The 23071-nt window shown below is 46.8% G+C and carries 19 protein-coding genes; 14 read left to right on the forward strand and 5 right to left on the reverse strand.

What is annotated here, in order from left to right; genetic code table 11:
* Positions 1-66 precede the first annotated feature (66 nt).
* From WBG78_RS07680 to WBG78_RS07690, 3 genes are all read left to right on the forward strand, one after another.
* The gene (locus WBG78_RS07680; protein WP_337325815.1) at positions 67-462 is read left to right on the forward strand and encodes a response regulator; all 396 of its coding nucleotides are present in this window, start codon (positions 67-69) and stop codon (positions 460-462) included.
* Positions 463-658: 196 nt separating this feature from the next.
* A complete protein-coding gene (locus WBG78_RS07685; RefSeq protein ID WP_337325816.1) occupies positions 659-1681 on the forward strand; it encodes an LLM class flavin-dependent oxidoreductase in 1023 nt (340 codons plus the stop codon).
* 200 nt (positions 1682-1881) lie between these two features.
* Positions 1882-2994 (forward strand): acyltransferase family protein, encoded by a 1113-nt coding sequence (locus WBG78_RS07690; RefSeq protein ID WP_337325817.1) that lies wholly within the window; start codon positions 1882-1884, stop codon positions 2992-2994.
* A gap of 89 nt (positions 2995-3083) precedes the next feature.
* Here WBG78_RS07690 and WBG78_RS07695 read toward each other — a convergent pair whose 3' ends face one another.
* Positions 3084-4559, reverse strand: a complete 1476-nt coding sequence (locus tag WBG78_RS07695; RefSeq protein ID WP_337325818.1) for a hypothetical protein — start codon at positions 4557-4559, stop codon at positions 3084-3086.
* Positions 4560-4847: 288 nt separating this feature from the next.
* Here WBG78_RS07695 and WBG78_RS07700 point away from each other — a divergent pair, with 288 nt between their 5' ends.
* Together WBG78_RS07700 and WBG78_RS07705 are read left to right on the forward strand one after the other, a co-directional pair.
* Positions 4848-5222 carry a hypothetical protein gene (locus tag WBG78_RS07700; protein ID WP_337325819.1) on the forward strand — a complete coding sequence of 125 codons (375 nt, stop codon included), beginning with the start codon at positions 4848-4850 and terminating at the stop codon, positions 5220-5222.
* 375 nt (positions 5223-5597) lie between these two features.
* On the forward strand, positions 5598-9140 hold the full coding sequence (locus WBG78_RS07705; protein WP_337325820.1) for a BamA/TamA family outer membrane protein: 3543 nt from the start codon (positions 5598-5600) through the stop codon (positions 9138-9140).
* A gap of 97 nt (positions 9141-9237) precedes the next feature.
* Here the strand turns inward: WBG78_RS07705 and WBG78_RS07710 are convergent, their stop codons facing one another.
* Complete coding sequence (locus WBG78_RS07710; protein WP_337325821.1) at positions 9238-9582, reverse strand: hypothetical protein; 345 nt, start codon at positions 9580-9582, stop codon at positions 9238-9240.
* Positions 9583-9821: 239 nt separating this feature from the next.
* Here WBG78_RS07710 and WBG78_RS07715 point away from each other — a divergent pair, with 239 nt between their 5' ends.
* The 5 genes from WBG78_RS07715 to WBG78_RS07735 all read left to right on the forward strand — a co-directional run bounded on the left by WBG78_RS07715 (position 9822) and on the right by WBG78_RS07735 (position 15306).
* Positions 9822-11168, forward strand: coding sequence for a sulfatase family protein (locus tag WBG78_RS07715; RefSeq protein ID WP_337325822.1), 1347 nt, complete (start codon positions 9822-9824; stop codon positions 11166-11168).
* Between the two features lie 89 nt (positions 11169-11257).
* Positions 11258-11596, forward strand: coding sequence for a hypothetical protein (locus tag WBG78_RS07720; protein ID WP_337325823.1), 339 nt, complete (start codon positions 11258-11260; stop codon positions 11594-11596).
* 345 nt (positions 11597-11941) lie between these two features.
* Positions 11942-13243: an amidohydrolase family protein gene (locus WBG78_RS07725; RefSeq protein ID WP_337325824.1), complete on the forward strand. Its 1302-nt coding sequence runs from the start codon at positions 11942-11944 to the stop codon at positions 13241-13243.
* A 91-nt stretch (positions 13244-13334) separates the two neighbouring features.
* Positions 13335-14876 carry a family 43 glycosylhydrolase gene (locus WBG78_RS07730; RefSeq protein WP_337325825.1) on the forward strand — a complete coding sequence of 514 codons (1542 nt, stop codon included), beginning with the start codon at positions 13335-13337 and terminating at the stop codon, positions 14874-14876.
* 37 nt (positions 14877-14913) lie between these two features.
* Positions 14914-15306 carry a hypothetical protein gene (locus WBG78_RS07735; RefSeq protein ID WP_337325826.1) on the forward strand — a complete coding sequence of 131 codons (393 nt, stop codon included), beginning with the start codon at positions 14914-14916 and terminating at the stop codon, positions 15304-15306.
* A gap of 67 nt (positions 15307-15373) precedes the next feature.
* Here WBG78_RS07735 and WBG78_RS07740 read toward each other — a convergent pair whose 3' ends face one another.
* Entirely contained in the window at positions 15374-16135 is a 762-nt protein-coding gene (locus WBG78_RS07740; RefSeq protein WP_337325827.1) for a hypothetical protein, read from the reverse strand.
* 631 nt (positions 16136-16766) lie between these two features.
* Here WBG78_RS07740 and WBG78_RS07745 point away from each other — a divergent pair.
* On the forward strand, positions 16767-17642 hold the full coding sequence (locus WBG78_RS07745) for a DUF808 family protein (RefSeq protein ID WP_337325828.1): 876 nt from the start codon (positions 16767-16769) through the stop codon (positions 17640-17642).
* A gap of 74 nt (positions 17643-17716) precedes the next feature.
* On the opposite strand, the gene WBG78_RS07750 is transcribed toward WBG78_RS07745, so the two are convergent.
* Positions 17717-18061, reverse strand: coding sequence for a winged helix-turn-helix transcriptional regulator (locus tag WBG78_RS07750; protein WP_337325829.1), 345 nt, complete (start codon positions 18059-18061; stop codon positions 17717-17719).
* A gap of 111 nt (positions 18062-18172) precedes the next feature.
* Here WBG78_RS07750 and WBG78_RS07755 point away from each other — a divergent pair, with 111 nt between their 5' ends.
* Complete coding sequence (locus WBG78_RS07755; RefSeq protein WP_337325830.1) at positions 18173-18724, forward strand: YceI family protein; 552 nt, start codon at positions 18173-18175, stop codon at positions 18722-18724.
* 165 nt (positions 18725-18889) lie between these two features.
* Here WBG78_RS07755 and WBG78_RS07760 read toward each other — a convergent pair whose 3' ends face one another.
* Positions 18890-19768: a glycoside hydrolase family 16 protein gene (locus tag WBG78_RS07760; RefSeq protein WP_337325831.1), complete on the reverse strand. Its 879-nt coding sequence runs from the start codon at positions 19766-19768 to the stop codon at positions 18890-18892.
* 442 nt (positions 19769-20210) lie between these two features.
* Here WBG78_RS07760 and WBG78_RS07765 point away from each other — a divergent pair, with 442 nt between their 5' ends.
* Entirely contained in the window at positions 20211-22595 is a 2385-nt protein-coding gene (locus WBG78_RS07765; protein WP_337325832.1) for an ABC transporter permease, read from the forward strand.
* Between the two features lie 210 nt (positions 22596-22805).
* Positions 22806-23069 (forward strand): autorepressor SdpR family transcription factor, encoded by a 264-nt coding sequence (locus tag WBG78_RS07770; RefSeq protein WP_337325833.1) that lies wholly within the window; start codon positions 22806-22808, stop codon positions 23067-23069.
* The last annotated feature ends 2 nt before the right edge of the window (positions 23070-23071 follow it).

The raw sequence follows: 23071 nt of genomic DNA on the forward strand, positions 1-23071 counted from the left end.
AGTACGGATGAAATTATTTCTATCTTGGGACGAATCCCCAAAGTCATTTTTTACGGGGCCAGTCCTATGCGCCTGACAATCGTTTTGATTGATGATGATTCTGACGATATTGAGTTAATGCAGGAAGCGATCGCTGAGGTTGACCCTGAGGCCATTTGCATGCCCTTTACTAATCCGGGCGAGGCCATCAAATCTCTTCTTGATACCAGACTCGATTTTGTCCCGAATCATATTTTCATTGACCATAACATGCCCGAGATGACTGGCCTGGAATGTGTCAAGGTCTTGCGAAGCATGAAAGAATTCGATACGAGCAGCATCACTGTAATTTCAACTAGCATGGATGCAATGGATTCTAAACTATTCTCTTCAATGGGGGCGAACTTTACATTTCAAAAGCCCGTTAGTCTTTCGGGCTATTTCAATTTGCTCCGCATCGTGTTTGAGCTCGATGCGGTGTAAGTTAAATCACGTTTTATATTTTACATTTAGAGTTTGCATTTTGCGGTTATGAATTGAACAACGCAGTTGTCAATGTGAAATGTGCAATTCTTTATTTCATATAATGTTACTTTCTACTTTTAACTTGATGCATCGAACTTTAACCGCAAAATCTAAAACTCTGAACGTAAAGATGTAAAAGTTTGTACTTTACGGTATGAAGAAGATAGGCTTTTTATCGTTTGGCCACTGGGCCAACCATCAGGGCTACGCGACCCGTACAGCAGCCGATACGCTGCTTCAGTCCATTGACCTGGCTGTCGCTTGTGAAGAAATGGGATTGGATGGCGCGTATTTTCGGGTGCATCATTTTGCAGCGCAGCTAGGCTCACCGTTTCCTTTGCTGTCAGCTATCGGCGCGAAAACAAAGAAGATAGAGATTGGTACCGGCGTAATCGATATGCGCTATGAAAATCCTATGTATATGGTCGAGGATGCCGGCGCGGCCGATCTCATATCCGGAGGGAGACTTCAACTGGGTATCAGCAGGGGCTCACCGGAACAAGTCATCGATGGTTGGCGATATTTTGGTTATGAGCCTGCGAACGGGGAAACTGATGCAGAGATGGGACGTCGTAAAGCGTTGGAGTTTCTTGATAAGTTGAAGGGTGTTGGATTTGCGAAACCCAATCCTAATCCAATGTTTCCGAATTCTCCTGGTTTGCTAAGGATAGAGCCGCATTCTGAAGGTCTGCGTGATCGGATCTGGTGGGGCGCTGCTTCCAATGCTACTGCAGTATGGGCGGCAGAAAAGGGAATGCACTTGCAAAGCTCTACATTGAAATTTGACGAAAGTGGCAAGCCTTTTCATATACAACAGGCAGAGCAAATCAGACTGTATAAGGAAGCCTGGAAAAAGGCCGGTCATAAGCGCGAGCCAAGAGTTTCAGTCAGCCGGTCCATATTTGCGTTGGTCACTGACCAGGATAAGTACTACTTCGGACAGGAGACCAGGCGAAGCGATCAGATCGGTTACATCGAACCTGACAAGCGCGCGATCTTTGGAAGAAGCTACGCCGCAGAACCTGACCAGCTGATCAAGGAACTGGCAGCAGACGAAGCCATACAGGAAGCGGACACTTTGCTCCTTACCATACCCAATACGTTGGGTGTCGAGTATAATATTCACGTGCTGTCTTCTATCCTTAGGCATGTTGCACCTGGCCTTGGCTGGCGCTAGCCACAGGTAAGACCTATACTTTTACATTTCACATTCAGAGTTTTACATTCTGCGGTTAAAATTTGAAAAGCCAGGTTGTCAAAACAAAGGGCGCATCTCAATAACAGTACTTTTTATACTCAACTTCTACCTTGTATCGCGGAGCATAACCGCAAAATCTAAAACTCTAAATGTAAAATGTAGAAGTTCTGTATTGATAGATGAACAACAACTCGATTCCCACCAGGCCGCACTACCTCATACTCGATGCACTCCGTGGCGTAGCAGCCGTTATCGTCATTGCCTTCCATCTTTGTGAACCGCACGCAACGAGTCATATAACACAACTGGTTAATCACGGCTATCTGGCAGTAGATTTCTTTTTTCTTCTGTCGGGATACGTCATTGGTTACGCATATGACGACCGTTGGACAACCCTTACCCTTGGTGGTTTCCTTCGTCGTCGCATAGAGCGACTTCAGCCGCTTGTTGTTTTGGGGATGACCCTGGGTGCGATAGGTTTTTATTTTACTGACTCGGCCATCTGGCCCTTGATACATACCGTGCCGCTGTGGAAGCTATTGGTGGTGATGCTGATAGGGTACACGCTGTTACCCATACCGTTGTCGATGGATATCCGGGGATGGCAGGAAATGCATCCGCTTAATAGTGTAGGCTGGTCGTTGTTCTTCGAATACGTCGCAAACATATTGTATGCTGTAGGTGTCAGAAGGCTGTCGAATAAAGCATTGTCCGTGTTTGTGGTACTTGCGGCGGCAGTACTTGTTCATTTTGCAGTCACAAATCCAAACGGCGATGTTACCGGAGGATGGACTCTCACCCCCGAACAGGTGCGCGTCGGTCTTACGCGTACTATTTTTCCATTCTTTGCAGGATTGTTGCTCTCGCGTGTAGCCAGGCCGACGTATATCAGAAATGCTTTTCTATGGAGCAGTCTTTTGCTGTCCGTCGTACTGTTTATGCCAAGAATAGGAGGGAGCGACCACTTGTGGATGAATGGACTTTATGAGTCTTTTTGCATCATCATTGTTTTTCCTTCCATCGTCTACATTGGCGCCAGTGGTTCCGTAAAGGGCGAGGGTGAGAAAAGGATTTGCAGGCTTTTGGGTGATCTGTCGTATCCTTTGTACATAACTCATTATACGCTTGTGTACTTTTATGTCGCATGGGTAAGCGATCGCAAGGGTGTTTTGCTTTCGGAGTCCTGGCCCTATGCGCTGCTTACTTTTGCCGGGTCCATAGTTCTGGCTTATGCGAGCTTGAAGTTGTATGATGAGCCCGTCCGAACCTGGCTCCGGCAGAAGTTGAACTAACTATTTACTTTTAGATTTGTATTTAGAGTTTTATATTTTGCGGTTAAACTCCTGCAACTTCATAATGTAGTGTTGCGCTCTATAATCCATCACTTCATTATCCGCACCAAAATATCATCAGCAAACTCCGGGAGCGGCACAACTATTCCATCTGCTTGCTGAGTTATCGATTGAGAACTGATTTCCTTTCCATCGATAGGATCAATAATCTTCACCTTGTACTGTCCGGGAGGAAGCTCAACCTCAAGTTTCTCAAACGGCACTACATGCTGCTTGACACAATATATCAGATAGTCTTTCGCAGTCACGCCAATACCATAGGCAAGCACTCCATCCTTTAGTTTTATCTTACTCGTAACAGGACTCGATTTCACAAAGTCGAAGGAGTTTAGCGTTTTCAATAGCACATTTAACTGGGATCGTACTTCCTGACCACTCTCGCGTTTACCGCTGGGATTGCGTCCAAGTCCCGTAACGTCGTCGTTGCTGAAGGACCAGTCAAGGTTGCTGTACACTGCTCCGCCTGCCAGCATAAACGCCCAGGCCTCGATACGCCTGTCGGGAGCATTACATCCATCGCCCGTTTCATCAAAGGAGATTGGTTTTGAAAGAGAATAGTTCTCAGTTACAGCGCGAGGCGGAAACGAGTAATGGAAGTTTACGATAGAGACTGATGGATTCAGTTCATCAACTTTCTTATAGTTGTTCGCAATGTTCTGGGCGATCAAATGCTTTTTAGGCAGCGTGCTTTCCGTTTTTGTTATCGTTGCTGCTACGTCGCGTTGCCACTCTTCGAATTCGGGCAGGAAGAGTTGCTCTTTGATCGTTGGTTCTTCTTCCGGAATGCCTTTAAGCCAGTAAGGTTCGTTGCAGATCTCGAAATAAATGTTGTCAAATTCATTCACTTCCTTTACGATCTTTTCAACCATGGCGAGCTGTCTCGACCGGAGTAGTTTATGTTCGGGACTGTGAAATTCAATATACGATACCTCTGTTCCAGTGGCTCCGTTGTTATTCTTAGGATTTAGCGGCGACGTTGACCAGTAGGTCTTCGTGTATATTGCTGTAAACAGCACGACCTCAACAATGACGTCGTGCTTAGCGGCTTCAGTCAGATAGTCTTTCAGTCTCTTGAAGTATTCGGGATTCCATTGATTAAGATTGTACACCGCGTTCTTCTCATTTGTTGATGGCTGAACTTCAACCCAGGGCGTTATAAACTTGCCGGGTCGTGGAGCCAGAGTGTTCTGCATGTGTTCCCACTCGAAGGGCTTTTCAGTTTGCTGATTGTATGGTTTGCCCTCGCGATAGAAACCCGAGAACATTCTGGTTTGATTGAATCCATGTTGCTTGAGAATGGCGAAGTATGTGCGATAGTCGAACGCAGTATTAAGAACCGCTCCATAGTGCTCGGCTGACGATACCAGTACCGTTGGTTTTCCCTTGTACAGGAAGTAGTGTGGATTATCCGGGTGCAGCGCTATTGGCTTCTGAGCATTTACAGTCTGGATGGCTATGGCGCTCAAAAAGAAGAAGCCCATTGCCCTGATCGTTGTTATTCGCATGAAACAGGATGTCGTTGTATCTGGTTAATGTTCGGATAAGTTACTTAAAACTGATCAACCGCCGCCCCCTCATTTTTACATTTTACATCTAGAGTTTTACATTTTGCGGTTAACCCCTGGTACGAATGCCGGTAACTAGCAGCCCTGCCATCGATCGCCACTGCTCCAACCGGTGATCGAATTTCATGCCCGATATAATTTATACAATGGATTGATGAATCGATCAATTTATTGGTCCTTCTCCCTGATTTAGTTTTGGCCATCAATTCACAACAAAACTATTTCTACATGAAAACCAATCTCAGACTTGTGTTCGCTGCATGTTTCTTGTTCGTGTCAGTCACACTCTTCGCGCAGCGTCCTTCTCCTGCGCTGCTTACCCCAACTAATCACACTTTGGTGCTGACCGACAACGAAAGTCAGATGGCCTTTGCAGTTGCCAACATCCCTGTGTATGCGCTGCGAAACAACACGGCAATGGTTGCGGGAGCATCAAAACTTTTTAGTGTTCCTACTGTCGTTACTACTGTGGCAGAAAAGTCCTTTAGCGGGCCAGTGTTTCCTGAGGTTGAAGAGTTTTACCCTAAAGCGACGTCGAACTACTTTCCGACGTGCTTAATACAGCGTCACGCATCCAAAGCAAATGCAACGAGTACCATGTGAAAATCCTCACCTCCGATGAGCTCCTTCAGGTGCTTCCTTATGCGAACGATTTCAATCGTATTTCCATTGGAGATATCGCATTAAGGGGGAGGGAGCACCCAATCTCGCTGAGTACATTAGAATTGAAGGTTCAGTGATCAGTCAGTTCTACTGTTTCAAAGCTGGTATACCGACTATCAAGCACTGTGCTGGAGGATAGCTCATATTGTTTTCATTTTTGCGAACTTTAGTAGGTCCATTTTGTTCATCCGATAGGCCGCTTTAGCCCACAGAGGTGGCCTGCATTATATACATCACAAAAGCAAGACTTAAATGCTGTCCCGTTTGTCGTTACATATTCTGCCCGCATGTTCCGCGCGGAGCACGTTATTGATTTTGGCAATTGTACTCCTTGCTCCCTACTGTTCCGCTTCAGATGTTAAAGTCATTCTCACAGGTAACACAGCCGACTTAAAAAACGAGGATACTCTGTTTGAAGTGATTGATAAATACTGCTCCGAAGTAGCATCGCCGGTATTGTGGGTCCTTAATGGCGACATCTTTTCGGAAAAGGCGAGCAACGACCAGGTGACGCAATGGCAATCAAAGGCCTTTGCGCTGCTCGACCGGTTTCCCAAACTGCAAATCCTGATCAATCAGGGTGACCGCGACTGGGACGACTCGGGTAAGAATGGATGGAAGAAGGTACAATCACTCGAAAAACTACTGCAGCAGAAGAAGCACGAACGCTTTCAGTTATTTATTGAACGGGGATGTCCCGGTCCATGGACGTTCTCGTTTTCCCCATTGCTCGAGGTGGTGGTGATTAACTCACAGTGGTGGAATCATCCTTATGATAAGCCAACGCCATTTACGAATACCTGCCAGATTGCTGACACTGGCATCTTCATTGAAGAACTCGAGGGTATACTGGATGAGGCCAGAGATAAAAACATAATGGTTCTGTCCCACTATCCGCTTGAGTCGTTAGGCAGCTACGGCGGCCGGTTTCCAGCCTCCACACATCTTCTTCCTCCAATCATTGGAAGTGCGATGGTTGGATTCCACCAGAACGTAGGATCTGGAAAGGACATTGGCAATTCCGAATTCGAGCCGTTCCGTCATAAGCTCGATGGAGTAATGCATAACTATGCTTCGTTGGTGTTTGCATCCGCCCACGAACTGAATCATTCAATCTTAAAAGCCGGCGACAATTTTTATGTCAACAGTGGCGCACTGGATGACGGACGATTTGTCGCTTCAAACAGCAGGGCGCTGTTTACATCATCACAGCCGGGATTCATCGAAATCACTTACGGAGAGGAGGGAGATGTAAAGTATCAGTTCTTTACCGGCGCAAGTTTAATGAACAAAGGAAAGGGTGGTATACTGATGCACTCTCCATGCCAGGAGAATGCACGGCCCGGTAATACGTCTTACAATCCCTGCTCTACAGTAAATGCCGCACAGGGAAGCACAAATGTTAGCCTTCCCAATCCCGCAACTGCCGTCGCGGGCAGCCATTACGCGAGCAGCAATTTCAAACAACGTTGGTTGGGAAAGCACTATCGCGCGTCGTGGACTGTGCCGGTTAAGGTCCCTTACCTCGACATGGACACGGCCTTCGGCGGATTAATCGTCAACGGTAAGGGTGGGGGACGACAAACGACCTCTCTTAAACTTACAGGCAATGACGGTAGAGAATATGTCTTTCGATCTGTCGACAAGGATCCTTCAAAGGCGTTGCCAGTCGAACTGCGCGGAACGATAATATCAGAAGTACTAAGAGATCAGACCAGCACGCAGCAGCCTTACAGCGCGATGGCTGTCGCTTACTGGCTGGAGCAACTCAATATCCTCCACGCCACGCCAGCCCTGTACGTACTACCGGACGATGATGCATTAGGTATGTTCAGGAAGGACTACGCAAATCTTTTCGGCATGCTCGAAATAAGGCCTACTGATAAAATTCAAAAAGACAAGATATTTGGTCACGCCAGAGACATCGAGAAGAGCTTCAAAATGTTTGACAGACTGTATAGCGACCACGACAATCGCGTAGAAAAATCGGAGTTCGTGCGTGCGCGCATGTTCGACCTTTGGATTGGTGACTGGAGCAAGCACGAAGACAACTGGAAGTGGGCTGGCTACAAAGACAAGCACGGCGAGGTTTATCGCCCGATTCCCCGAGATCGCGATCATGCCTTCTCACGATGGGATGGGATCATTCCATGGCTGGGCGACAGGGAGTGGGCCATGCCAAACGGCGAGAACTTCGATTACAAAATCAAAGGACTCAGAAGTCTCATGTGGCAGGCTCGCCACCTCGATCGCTTCGTGACAAGCGACGTAACCAAAGACCAATGGATCAATGCAGCGGAAGAAATTCAACGCTCCATCGACGATAAAGACATTGAAGAAGGCGTGCGTAAGATGCCCGCCGAAATCTACCATCCTGACGGAAGCGAAATTGAAACGAAGCTAAAAGCCAGGATCAAAGACCTGCCGGTTTACGCGGAACATTACTACAACATGCTTTCAAGAGAGGTTGATGTGGTAGGATCAAACAAGAAGGAGTATTTCCATGCCGTGAGAAATGCGGACGGCACCATACGAGTGGCCGTTTATGATATCGATAACAACGGACTTCCCGATTCATCGAGAGTGTACTTCCAACGTACATTCTATCCGCACGAAACCAACGAGGTCCGATTGTTCGGCCTTCAGGGCGACGACGTGTTTGTGATCGAAGGTGATGCACACAAATCCATTCTTATTCGGGTGGTCGGGGATGATGGACACGATTCCATCACTGATCGTTCCATAGTTAAGAAAGGGAATGCAAATACGCTTGTCTATGAAAGGGGAGACGATTCGACAATTCAATTGGGCACAGAAGGAAAGAGAATCAACCCCGGGGAAGAGGAGTTCTACCATTACGACCGCACCGCATTCAAGTACAACACCTACCTTCCCCTGGCTCTGGTATCTTACAACCCATTTACAGGGTTCGCCATTCAGGGAGGAGTTACGTTCACGCAGCAGCGTTTTGCCAAACCGGACTTCAGTGCAAAGCACAGAATCAAGGCTTCGGTCAGTACGTCGGGCAACTATGAAGTGAGTTATGCAAATCAATTCAGATATCTGTTGGGAAAATGGGACGGGATCTCCGAGATAGTGGTATCGCGTCCTCTCAACTACAACTACTTCTTTGGGATAGGCAATAACACCGAAAACGACCAGGAACGATCAAGTAACTACTATCGGGCACAATACAATATGGCTTCGGTCTCGGCAGGCCTTACCCGATCATTCTGGGGACAAAGCAGAGTAGCAATAGTGGCGAGCTATGAGATGGACGAGGCCATCAAACGTGAGAATAGTTTCCTCTACGACAATCCTGATGTTTTTGGTATAGACAAACTCAATCTAGTCTTCCTGAAAGGTACCCTCGATCTCGACTTCCGCGACCGCACTGCGTTGCCAGAACATGGCTTCAGACTTTTCTTCAACGGTTATGCCGGGCACGTGTCGAAGACAAGTGAGAAACTCGCTTCCGTCACGGAGTTGCATCTGGAGAACTACGTTTCAACCTGGTCAAAAAATCCGTTTACACTAGGGCTTGAGTTGGGAGGTGGAATCACCGACGGTCAGCTGCCCTTCTACAAACTCTTTTCGATTGGACAGACAAACAACCTCAATGGTTTCAAACGCAACAGGTTCACGGGAGAATCAAAGGCGTTCCTGAATACAGAGGTCAGATGGCAGCTTACCGAGACGCGCAATACCTTCATTCCATTGAAAGTTGGACTCCGAGCCTTCTATGACATCGCCCGCGTATGGGCCGACTCAGACGACAGCTCTGCAGACATCTGGCACTACGGTTATGGCGGCGGGTTTTATATAACGCCATTCCGGGAGCAGCTTTCGTCAATGTAACTGCCGGACATTCAAAAGAGGAGTCACTACTGATCGCGATCTCCGTCGGCAGTTTTTTCAGATAAACAACAACCCTTTGCATCAAGAATGCCAGAATCTAATTATTTGCAGCGGGCCTGGGAAGGATCTCTCTCACCTCAACTGATCCTCCATACGGAAGAACAGGAAATGTCTTTGCAAGTTCTATGGCCTGCTCAAAATTTTCAGCTCGAAGAAATATATTGCTTACAACTCTTAAGTTAGCGGAAAGTACACTTTCTTTTTTAACAGTGTTGTCTGGTCCTGATACGACATATCCTTCGACGGGAAATGCAAAGCTCGTGATATAAATGCCTGCCGCTTTCCATTTATCCAGCAAAGAGTTCCACAATACGTTTGCTGCTTGCGACTGGTCCTTCGAATAGGTGACGGGTACCCGCACGATTAAACTAAACTCTTTCATTTGATCTTTGGTTCGTTAGAATCGATAACGAAATCCAGGGAAAAGAAGTTTCGGATAGCCGGTCCGGGTTGACCAACCTGGCGGATAGCCGTACCGATAAGGTCACAGTCTGCGATGCTGGGCAAAGAAATCAGGAATTGTCGACTGGGCATCACTTCAAAAGCAGTAGCTTAGTTGAAATTCATGTAAAGACAGGCGCGTCGTTCACGAGCGCGCACATTTAACTTCGTTGACGAACGATGAAATCACTCATTACCGGATTGGTTATTCTATTATTGGGCGCGTTCACTCTTCTGGCTCAGCCGAGACGTCATCCAAATGTCATATTCATTCTTACCGACGATATGGGATACGGTGACCTGAGTTGCCTGGGAGGAAAGTATAAAACACCAAACATTGATCGCCTCGCTACACAGGGCCGGACCTTTCAAAACTATTATAGTGCTGCGCCGATTTGCTCACCATCAAGGGTAGGAGTGATGACAGGCATGTCACCCGCACGATGGAATATCACCAGCTTCCTGCAAAAGAAGGCCGACAACAAGCTATGTGAACAAGCAGACTTTCTTTCCACGGATGCCCCCTTTCTCGCGCGAGCACTCAAGGCTGGAGGTTACGCTACGGGACACTTCGGCAAATGGCATATGGGTGGTGGACGCGATGTAGACGACGCGCCTTCAATCACTCACTATGGCTTCGATGAATACAAGAGCACCTGGGAAAGTCCCGATCCTGATCCTGTGATTACAAGTACAGACTGGATCTGGGCAGATAGCGACAGCGTTAAGAGATGGAGCAGGACTGCCTACTTTGTCGATCAGACATTAAAGTTTCTGGATACCCATAAAGGTAAGCCCTGCTTCATCAATTTGTGGCCGGACGATGTGCATACACCTTGGGTAGGCGGTGATGATGAACACGGCAAGTATCCGGGCGGTCCCAACGACGAAGTTAGTTTCGTATTTGTTCTCACGGAATTCGACAAGCAGATCGGCAGATTGATTGATGGTTTGGAGGCACGTGGATTAGACAACAATACCATCGTTATATTCACCAGCGACAACGGACCTATGCCTGATTTTGATCATGCACGATCAGCCGGTTTCAGAGGCAGCAAGTTGTCGCTTTATGAAGGCGGCATAAGGATGCCGTTCATTATCCGTTGGTCAGGCACTATCCCATCCGGAACGGTCGATTCTACATCCGTCATTTCGGCCGTTGACCTGTTTCGAAGTATTTGTGCATTGTCCGGCGGCACCTACCCCAGACGTTATACGTCAGATGGCGAAGACGTCAGCAAGGTTTTACTCGGAAAGCCGGCGTCAAGAAATACAGCACTTTACTGGGAGTATGGACGAAACGAGCAAAGCTTTCGCTATCCTTCAGGACGCGACAGAAGTCCCTCGCTGGCAATCCGCCGGGATAAATGGAAACTGTTGTCAGACAGAGATGGAGCTCACGTTGAGCTCTATGACATGCATGCTGATAAGTGGGAGACTACAAACCTGGCGGAAAAGAATCCGGCCATTACCAGGGAGCTCAGGGAAAAATTGTTAAACTGGGCGCAAATAGTATATGCACATTGATCCGGAAGAAATCCACATGCCGTTCTGAACGGACCCATAGGAATTAGACCAGGGGCAAAAATACCAAAAGGCAGAGCCAATCAATCTTTATGACAATTAAATTAGGCAACAACCATCCGGACAAGAATAGAGTCGAAGCATTTTTACGCGCATTGAACCTAAAACTCGAACAGTTGCCGTTCGATTGGAAATCACTGAAGGAGTCCAGAAGAATTGAGGACGCGGTAAAACTAGCCAGCGTCGATAGATCGATAACTATTACGATATTCTTTGTAAACGGTTATTCTGACGCAGACATGATAGCAAAAAGTAATTTTGTAAGCGCAGCCATTCGATGGGGTCAAAACGGCTTATTCATGTATGTGGTAGAATCTGCTGACGAGGAGAAAGTTTCCGAAGTTGTTGGCGTGTTCGCAGGTAAAGAGTGATATCTTTAATCCGTTGTTTGAATAGCCGCCGACAGCAATCATCAGTCGTCTGCACTCTGCAAACTTCGTTCCCTGATATGATTTCACTAATTATAAAAGTTCTGATAACACTCGCAGGGCTACTGTCCGCCGGCTTCTTTTTCGTCATTGGACTCACGAATCGCAGCAAGTCATATGTCCGGACCGCCGGGCTAATCTGTCTGGCAACTTTTGGGATAGTAGGAGGGATAGCGATAATTGAATATTTATTAGCGGATTGAGGTAATTCCTTTTCCCTGAAGTGGCACTCTTGTAACCTTCTGCTAATATGAAGGTAATCAAATACCACGCCTAAATACGGATTAAATGAACATGATCTCTTTTCATCGCACAGGTATTGCAGCCTTAAAAGGACTGCTATGTTGTATTTTCCTGGTTTTGTTATGCAATACATCGATACATGCTCAGGCAATTGATAGCAATCAAAAGGGACTAACTGTTTTGATTGCAAAGGCAGTGATAGACGTTCAAAACGGCCAGACAATTAACAATCCTGTAATATTCATCCGGGATGGGAAGATTGAAAAGATCGGCAGCGGCCTGAAGATTCCAAGCAACTCGCAGCTTATAGATCTTTCAGGTATGTACATCCTTCCTGGTTTAGTTGATGCACACTCTCACCTGTGCCACGAATACCGATCCGGGCTCGATGCAGTAAATGGTGCAAATACTATCGCTGAAACAGTCATTTTAACTGAAGCCGACAGAGCATTACTTGGTGCCAGACACGCAAGAGAAATGTTGCTGGCAGGTTACACAACAGCCAGAGATTTGGGAAACTCAGGAGTAAGTGCCGCTGTGGCTTTGCGTGACGCAATTAACAACGGTTGGGTTACAGGTCCTCGTCTGTTTGTTTCTAACAGGGCCATTTCTCCTATTGGAGGCCAGTTCGTAAAGATCAGCCCTGAAGTCAAGGATTCAATAATTCCTAAGGAGTATGTGGAAGTCAACAGCGCGGGTGAAGCGCGTGAGGCAGTTAGGCAATCAATTTATGATGGCGCTGATTGCATTAAAATTATCGTTAATAATAACCGGCTTGTTTTAAGCCTGGATGAATTAACTGCTATTGTTGAAGAGGCAAAGAGAGCAGGTCTGAAGGTAGCCGCCCACGCTACAAATGGCGATGAACCTTCACTGCTCGCAATTAAAGCAGGCGTTAATTCTATCGAACACGGATATACTATTTCTGAGGAAGTGTTAAAGCTGATGGCTGAAAAGGACATATACCTGGTGCCAACAGATAGGGCTGGAGTTGAGCGGTATCAGAAAAGAATTAAGAGAGCATTGGATGCGAAAGTCAAGATAGCCTTCGGTTCAGATATGTATTACTACGACGATCAACGCAACCGCGGACAGGTAACAGTGAGTACTTACGGAGCTTACAAGCAGTCAGGAATGACAAATCTCCAGATTTTGCAGTCGGCCACGATGCATCCGGGGAATCTCGTTGCGGGAGAAGGAAAGATCGGACTACTTGAAAATGGATACTTTGCCGATATTATTGCTGTGACAGATAATCCTTTGGATAATATACAAACTCTTGAAAAAGTGGTTTTTGTAATGAAGCAGGGTGAGGTGTTCAAAAAGATTGATTCATTAAGGAAGTAAGTGGTGGCCTGTCCTCTGCTGTATTGGTTCGCGCGAGCATAACGAAGTGTGCTGTCATTTTTGCTATCTTCGCCATTCACTCACAAATCGGATGAAGGTTATTATCACGCTGGCAATTTCATTGTCATTACTGGTCTCCTGTACTAATCGTTCAAAAGAAATCGCGCAGCAACAGGTTATCGCAGGCGAATTACCAGATCCTTCAATCATCAAAGTAAACGACACCTATTACGCTGCCGGATCCTCTAACGACTGGGGGCCTGTCTATCCTGTTTATAAGTCTTCAAATCTTACCGACTGGTCGTTTGTAAATTTTGTCTTTAGCGAACCTCCATCGTGGACCGTAGGAAGTTATTGGGCGCCTGAGCTGTTCTATCGTGAGGGTACCTTCTATTGCTATTACACAGCACGAAGAAAAGATGGTATCTCCTGTATCGGCGTTGCTACTACAAAAAATATCGAAGAAGGCTTTCAGGACCGGGGAATGATACTGGAATGGGGCAACGAAGCTATCGATGCTTTTGTGTTCGATGAAGACAGCACATTGTATATCACGTGGAAGGCCAATGGACTTACGCACGGCAAAACGATAGAGATCATGGGTGCGGCACTTACTTCTGATGGCCTTGCTGTTCAGGGGGAACCTTTTGTCATGCTGACTGCCGGGAAAGACTCCTGGGAAAATGGCGGCATGGAGGGGCAATGCATTGTAAAAAAAGACAACTATCTGTATATGCTTTATTCGGGTAACTCGTGCTGCGGAGGATCATGCAATTACCAGGTAGGAGTAGCCCGTTCCAGGACAATGAGGGGACCATGGCAGAAATATGATGGTAATCCTCTGATTAAAGGCAACGCAGATTGGAAATGTCCGGGGCATGGAACGGCACTCAGCACGGGTGATCAATGGTATTACCTCTACCATGCGTACAATAAGTCTGGCTTTCCCTATCTCGGACGTACAACTCTGCTCAGTGAGATGTTCTGGGATGGTGATTCGGGATGGCCGCGCTTTAATACTGAAGCACGTGATTCATCCAGTGCAGTTCTTAAAGATAACGTTATGGATTCGTTCGATTCAGTAGCAATCTCTCCCCGATGGCGATTTAACATACCAGCTTATACAATCAAAACAGCCATCAACAACGGCAAACTCACCATTGCTGAAGTTCTACGCAAAGGCCCGGCCGGTTCAGCAATTTGTATAAGTCCTGATGATGCTGACTTCACCATGACAACAAAAATTACGGAGCACAATGGTGCTTTGAAAGGGATTGTCCTTTACGCCACTGCCGACAACGCCCTGGGTATGGGCGTGAAAGGTGACTCACTGGTACTTTGGAAAGTACGTGATCGCCAATTCGTTCTTCTCAATAAGTTGAGTGTCGACAGCGCGAAGGATGTCTTCCTGAAAGCAGACATCGAACAGGCGCACATAGGCACGTTTTCCTACAGTCAGGATGGTAAAAACTGGAGCCCGGTTTCGAACACCCAGACCGGAGATAAATCAATAATAGGCGATAACCTTGCCTGGTGGTCGTGGGGCGTGAAGGCTGGATTGATGGTGGGTACGGATTCAATTAGTGGCGATAATACAGCTACTTTTGACGACTTTACGCTGGTCTATAAATAGAGTCACTCCATGTGCGTTGGCGGTAATCATGTTCATAATGGAATCATACAAACACGAAGACTGGTTTAAGAAAGAGTTACAGAAGTACATCGACAAATATTCCCTGGTTCCTCCGCCCTGGGTGTTCGACCCTGAATCACATCCTTACAGTATTCGATGGAGAATGGGTGGCGGCGAAACATTCATTATGGTTCTGGGTGGATGGGCTGAGGATGTATTGAAGACTGAATCCGTAAAAATAGAATACCTGAAAAAGTATCCTCCTCCTCCGAGATGGATGGCCTGGGCTGCTGATTTTATATGGGACCTTGATCCGTGGGAAACTGATGACTTCGACTATACACCTTACTTTGAAAAATTAAAGAGCATCGGGTTCAAGGGGACGTCGGAATATCTATCAGACTTAGATGATGAAAAATGGAGGGATTAAATTGTAAACAGCACTAACACCAATTGCAAAGGGTGAGATAACCTTAGTGTTGAAAACACAATGCCTGCTACCTGGAGATTCTGAACAGACACGCCATACTAGCTTCAGTTTGATAAAGCGATATTTTCCCCGAAGTGGTATCCCAGTTCGTATGATAAAAGTCATATGTACCGTCGATCACAGAGGAGAAATGCCTGGAAACCTCAAACGCCAGGGATACACGCGGACTAACAGGCAACTGCGCCACGATTTTTGCAAACGCATTGAACTTGTTTACAGGATTGATCTTCGCATAAAAGGTAGTAGCGAATGAACCGTCAGAACCCGCTGCTGCCACGCCATAACTGGCCGGACTAATGGAGTAGGAATAGACTCCGCCTCCGCCGATTCCGACAAGCAATTTTCGGATTCCAATCGTGATATCTTTTCCGATTACAACGTTGAGTCCGCCGTAGAATGTGCTGTATTCGGAGAAGCGGTTTTTATTATCATAAGAATTCGCACTTAGCGTGTCCTCCGGAGTAACAACCATGGAATAGCCAATAATGCCAGCACTTGCGCCAAATACAATTGCCCAATCATTTTGTAGATTTTTTCTGACGTTGACTACAATACTTCCCGACGGCATCGGCGGCGTCCCCAGTCCCGGCGACACTGGAGTATACTTTAGCAGATTGCCAAGATTTAAGGATGGACCTATATATGTCTGCGAAACCGCGCTTACAGTACTTATCGTAAGCACTAACAGGATAAGGGATATTCGCCGGCCACCTTTCTTCACGAAAGGAAATCGCTTGTTCTTAAAGACTGCAATTTCGATGAGTAACATACGGGGTGACATTCAAACAACTGGTGTTATCATTCATGTTAATGAACGCATTTGATTCCGATGTATGCACATTATAAGATTACGTCTCTGAGAATGTGACCGTTCGGCGTTTATGAAGATACGCATTTCCTGCTTGCATTTTATCAGAAGCGACAAAGATCAGAAGCGAAAAATACCGCGCTTACGCTGGTTCACTTCGCCTGCGCTGCCGCCGGCGCCTGCGCCGTCCCGCGCGAGTGCAACGAAGCGGCTACGTGGTTTTGAAAAATGTGCGAGAAGCGCCAGCGCACGACGAGACAATTACTTCTTGCTGTAAACGAGAATTACTTTTTGTTTGTAATTGAAGAGAGCTGCAAATCCTTCTGCCGGGGCACCTTGGGGTAAGATTAAAGTCAACGTTAGCTGCATTTGGGACAGGGGGCTGAGCGACCTTATTTTACGGATAGAATGACACACCCTCTGTTACAGATAATTTGTATATACGAGCAGAACTGTTTCGACCCCACTGCCGAGTAAAATCCAGTCGCTCAGCCCCCTGTCCCAAATGCAGCTAACGTTGGCCACGCGTCGTCCGGCATGGTTTGTGGTTCTGCGTATATTGGCCCACAGCTTTCGCTGCAGAATATCAACTATGGCATCTGGAATCCTCTCACTCTTCGACGACGTCGCCGCACTAATGGATGATGTTGCATCCGCCAGCAAGATCGCCACTCGCAAGGCCGCGGGCATCCTTGGCGACGACCTCGCCGTCAACGCGGAGAAGGCTACAGGTTTTCTCGCCAACCGTGAGCTGCCAGTTCTCTGGGCGATCACCAAGGGTTCGCTGATCAATAAGCTGATTATCGTACCTATCGCATTAACATTGTCGGCAATATGGCCTGTTGCTATTACGGTCATCCTCGTGGCCGGCGGTTGCTACCTGGCTTATGAGGGCGTGGAGAGCATTGTAGAATTGATTGCTCACAGGATTGGTAAAAAGGAAGGTGAGGCCACGCGAGAGGCCGAGACATTGCCACCAGATGAAAAGGCGAAGGTTAGGTCGGCCATAGTGACGGACTTCGTGCTGTCTGCAGAGATTGTCATCATCGCGTTATATGCGGTGATCGAACAAAGTCTGACGGTCAGAATACTGACGGTGTCCGTTGTGTCGCTGCTTGCAACGGTTGGGGTATATGGTTTGGTTACGCTGATCGTGAGAATGGACGACATCGGATACAAACTTGTTAAACGGGCAGGAGGGAAGGGACCTCTCGATTTGATGGGCAAGGGCTTGTTGTGGCTGATGCCGCTGATCATAAAACTTCTTCGCCTGGTGGGAACGCTGGCGCTGCTTTTTGTTGCCGGCGGTATTTTCGTTCACAACATTAAATATCTGGAACACCTGTTTCCATCTATGCCCGGCATCCTAAAGGAGTTTCTGGCAGGCCTCGTCTGCGGACTAATCGTTGTTGCAGTAGTGAAGGGTGTTGGCTTGATTGGGAGGAGGATCAGGATTTCTGCTGATTAAAAGAAGAGCAGTTTATAAAAAAACGGATCGCTAAGAGATCGATGGCGTGCAACAGGTTCCGCATTTATACGAGCCTATTGTTTTCCCAGAATTTCTTTTCGAAAGTGGTAGCCCCAATTCAGTAATTCGTCAAGCATCTTTTTCATTGAGCGTCCCAATGGTGTCAATGAATACTCTACTGTGACGGGCATGCTATCATAAAGTGTACGAGTGATAATCTTGTTTTCCTCGAGTGCCTTGAGTTCCTGCGAAAGCATCTTTGGTGAAATGTCTACGATATCGCGTTGAATCTCACCGAATCGCTTATCACCAAACGTTAGCGCCAGAACGATTGGCAATCTCCATTTGCCCTGAATTACTTCCAGCGCATCGCGCGAAACCATAAGCTTTTGCTGACACACCTGATCCTTCTGATTCATATCGGTTGCATTGATTGCTTACCTCCGGGTAACTACTTACCTATGGGTAACTACTATACTTTGGATAGTAAAGAACGGTAGTTTTGTTGTGTAATCAAAATGAAGAGCAACATGAAGAATTTAACAACGTGGGTAATTGACCCAATGCATTCAGAAGTGCTATTTAAAATCAAGCACCTGGTGATTTCAACCGTTACCGGTTCATTCAGAAAATTTGAAGGACAAGCCATTACAAATGGTGCAGGTTTCGATAATGCTAAAGTACATTTCGAAATAGATGTCAAAAGCATTGACACCAATCAACCTCAGCGCGATGAACACCTCCAGGCCGGCGATTTCTTTTCCGCCGACGCTTATCCGAAAATCGTTTTCGATTCAACTTCTTTCGTAAAGAAAAGTGGCAGTGACTATAAAATGACTGGCGACCTTACTTTAAAGGGAGTCACCAAACCTGTCGAATTGAACGTTGAATACGGAGGCTCTGAAAATAACGGACACGGTGTGGTCAAACATGGCTTTGAAATTACCGGTACTATTAATCGTATGGAGTTTGGAATGACGTGGAACAAGCTAACCGACACTGGCGGCCTGGGCCTGGGCGAAGACATTAAGCTTATCGCCAATATCCAGGTTGCTGAATTGGTCGAGGCCGTTGCACACTAGTGTCATATAACAAGTCAGTCTTTATTGTTACTGTCCCAGTGAGTAGTGTTATTTGGCGCGATTGGCTATTGCGAAATAACCTTCAGTTATTCCGGAAGAGAAGCAGCCTCGTTGTCAAATGACGAGGTTTGCTTTTTTTCCAATACGCCCAATTCAGGTGTTCCATCATTTTTCAAACTCCTCATACTTCATCCAATCCACCTCGAGCTCAAATGGCTTCTTTGGCTTCTCCAGTGCATTAGGATTAGTAACCACCGACCAATCCTTGGTATGCCAGAAGTTGAGCCGGTACTTCGATTTGTTTTGTGGTATCCCACGTTCCGATCCACGGTAGTCCCATAGTACAACGGTATCGGCACTGATCGGATGCAACATCCACCAGCGCAGACGATCCGGATGCCAGTCAAAACCATAAGTGTAGAATCGGGATGACGCATCATAACCCTCGATAGCTTTTATTTTTTCGGGCAGGTTCTGAAATCCCGAAAGTGGATATCGTGCGCCCTGGTGGCCTTCACGATAAGTCGTCTCATAGATCATTCCATTTGCCAGGTTGACCGTACGTCCAATTCGCTTAAGCGCACCTTGCGGCCCCGTCCAGGTTCCAACATAGATTACGGTTGGATCGGCAATAAGCCATTCAAAGTCGATTTCGCTAAGGCCTGGGATGGAGTCCATATGGTAAGTAAAGTAACCCACAACGGCACCAACGTTAGGTTGTTCCTTACGCACATCAGGTACCTTGATTCGCGCCGAGTACCGTCCGTAATGAGTGAAGTCGTTTGAAATAATTTCAGGTCCCCTTCCCGCACCGGCCGGATCATTTGGATCAATCTTGAACGATAGGACTTTTGTAGCAGACTCTATTGATGAACGCACACCAAACGCTCGTGTAAAATCTGCGCGGTTGCCCGTCGACGCATAAGTGAAATACTTCGGAGAGTTGCTGTCAAAGTCTTCACGGAACGATTGATGAGCGGTTTCTTTTGTAGCTGCAGTAAAACACAGGAACAACGCTATGGCTATTGGTATTTGTGATTTCATGATTTCCTGGCGATGTAGGAGTTCTTATTCAATATATAGGATCCCGCACCGATTCAAAAACTAAATTATACGACGCGCTACTCGAGGAAGAAATCAAAGACATTAATCAACGAGACACTAATGAATCAAGACATCAACGAGATACTAATGAATCAAGACATCAATAGTAGGACACGCCAACATGTGCTACCAATGAAAACCAAATAATTGCAAATTACTTGAGAGCCCGCACGAAGCAGTCCTGCAAACCCAAAAGACCACGACCGCAGGTCGTGGCTGCAAATCTTAATTCTTAATTCTTAATTCTTAATTTTAACCGTCCGCTTCCGGTCATCCCTTCCCACTTTCGTACGGCCTTAAAAACTGTAATCATTTGATAATTAAATGCTTATTGTTTGGCTGCGTTTTAGATATGTACAGTGCATCACCAAATCACCAGGCAATGTTCAAAAACTATCTCCTCGTCGCCTTCAGAAACCTTTTGAAGCATAGGAACTACGTTATCATCAACGTCCTGGGGTTGGGAGTATCAATCGCCTGTTGCATCTCCGCCTATCTCTTCATCGCCTTCAACATCGAGTTCGATAACTTCCACAGCGATGCTAAAGTACAAAACATCTTTGCCGTGCACACATTGTCGAAGGACCTCGACGGTAAGCCTATGCGCGACTTCCAGGCGCCCACAATCATGGCGCCAATCGCTGCCGAGGACATCGCCGGCATTGAAAATTATACGCGCTTTATTTCGGGAGGCGGCGCGCTCCGCTATGAAGACAAAGCTTTCAGCGAGTACATCTGCTTCTCAGACAGCACTTTCTTCGATCTGTTCGAATTCCCTTTTGTGACCGGAAGTTCAAAGTCATTCAAGGAGAAGAATACGATCATCCTCTCAGAGAAGCTGGCCAAAAAGTATTTCGGCGACAACGACCCGGTCGGCAAAATGATGACTTTCAAAGGCCCAAATGAATCGGAGTTCAGGTTGTTTGTTGGCGGAGTGGTAAAGAAGATTCCTATCAATAGCACCCTGCCGTTCGATGCCATGATGAGGTTCGAGCACTTTATGGCAATGAACAAGATCAGCAACGACGACTGGACCGACTGGCGTAATCCCTCCACGTTCTTCCAGGTTGCTTCCGCCAGGAGTGCGGCTGGCGTGTCAAAGGCAATGGACAAATACATTCCCGTCAGGAATAAAGCGCGCACAGATATGGTTATCGACAATTTCGCGCTTGTTCCTTTTAAGGAGCCTCATGTCTATGGCGACAACGATCTGCGGTATGGCTGGACACAATCCAGACTGAACGTGGCACCGATCCTCGTCTTCTGCGGACTTGCCGCCATGATATTGCTGATTGCCTGCTTCAACCTGACCAATACTTCAATTGCCATGACCACTAAACGACTCAAGGAAGTTGGCATACGAAAGGCTATCGGTGCGGCTAGACGCAATATCATCCAGCAATTCCTGCTCGAAACGTTTATCATGATCTGCCTGTCAGTAGTCGTGGCAGTCGCCATCGCACAGCTGATCGTACCTGTTTTTTCTGCGATGTGGCTCGGCGAATATGGCATGAACCAGCTGAGCGGCATGAATTCGTTGATAGCATTGTTGCTGCTTGTGTTCGTTACTTCGCTGATTGCCGGAATCTACCCGGCTTTGTCCGGAAGTGGTTTTAAGCCAACAGCATTGCTGAAGGGCACGGTGAAGACAGACGGCGCCAGCTGGCTTAGTCATTCGTTAGTGGCCTTTCAGTTCGCATTGTCGGTATTAGTTCTGATCGGTGGAGTTACTTTCATTCGCAATGCACGCTACCAGGAGAAGATTCAATTTGGATATGACCGGGATCAGATCATCACCATTCACACCTCCGGCGAACGCGAGTATGAGGCTATGAAGACGGCCATCGCCTCCAACCGGAAGATTCTGAGCGTTGGCGTTTGTGATGGCACACTGGGCAATAGTTATCAGACGCCGGTTCGAATGGATACGTTCAACTATGAGGTGCGTGCGCTGGGCATCGGCAAAAACTACTTTGAAACCATGGGTATCAAATTAGTCGAGGGCCGCTACTTCAATCTTGAGAATGAGTCGGATCAGAAGGAGGGAGTCATAGTAAACAGGGCCTATCTTACAAAATTCGGGTTAACGTCGCCACTGGAGGCCGTTCTTTACCTGCACAATGAGAAGCGCGTCATCCTTGGCGTTGTTGAAAACCACGTCGACGCATTGCATCGCTCGAAAGATCCGGAGCCATTCGTTTTCTATCCTGCCGGCAAAAATCAATATGTAACGATGGTCGTGAAGACTGAAGTTGCCGACCTCACCGAAACCCGCGAGTACCTTGAAACCAAATGGAAGGAAGTATTCCCAACAGAACCGTTCGAGTGTTATTATCAGACGGAAATTGTGATGGGCAACGCGCGGCAAACAAACGGCAATCTTCAAAAAGTATTCCTGTTCATCACCGTCCTCGCAGGTCTTCTTTCAGGATCAGGCATCTTTGCCCTCGCATCACTCAATGTTGCGAAGCGTACCAAAGAAATTGGGGTGCGTAAAACATTAGGTGCTTCTGTAAATAACATCGTTGGACTGCTGAACCGTGAGTTCCGGATTGTGTTGTTCATTTCCGCGGCGGTAGGATCCACCGCAGGTTACTACGCGATGGAGTGGCTTCTGGCGGAGATCTATGCGTTCCGGATAGGTGTGGGTATTGTACCAGTAGCGCTGTGCGCGCTGGCTATTTTCGCGATTGGTATTGGCACTACCAGTATCACGATCGTGAAGGCGGCCAGGCTTAATCCGGTTAAGACACTGAGGACAGAGTAGAACCTCGTCGCGCCAGGCCAGGAGTTAGAAGTCATACCCTGCTTTCGATAAGATTCACTGGCGAACATTTACACTATATCGTTTTGAGGTTTTAAGTTCATTACTACCCGGCTAAAAAAGTTGTCAAAGCCAAATCAAGAATTCACGTTAGTAAATGAAACATCGTAAACTTTTTCCCGTATATTTAGATAGTTGTCTAAATATCTAATTTTGAATCTGGTATTTAAAGCGCTTAACGATCCTATCCGAAGGAAAATCCTCGAGTTGTTGAAGAAGAAAGGGGACATGTCTGCCGGCGAAATAGCCGACCAGTTCAATGTTACCAAGCCCAGTATCTCTCACCATCTTGACCTTTTAAAACAGGCTGGACTTGTGGAAGTGATGCGTGAAGGACAATTCCTGTATTACTCTCTTAATACTACTATAGTTGACGAACTGCTTCAATGGACAATAAAACTCTCCTCTAAGAAATAGTA

Source organism: Chryseolinea sp. T2, from assembly GCF_037203685.1.
Lineage (GTDB): Bacteria > Bacteroidota > Bacteroidia > Cytophagales > Cyclobacteriaceae > Chryseolinea.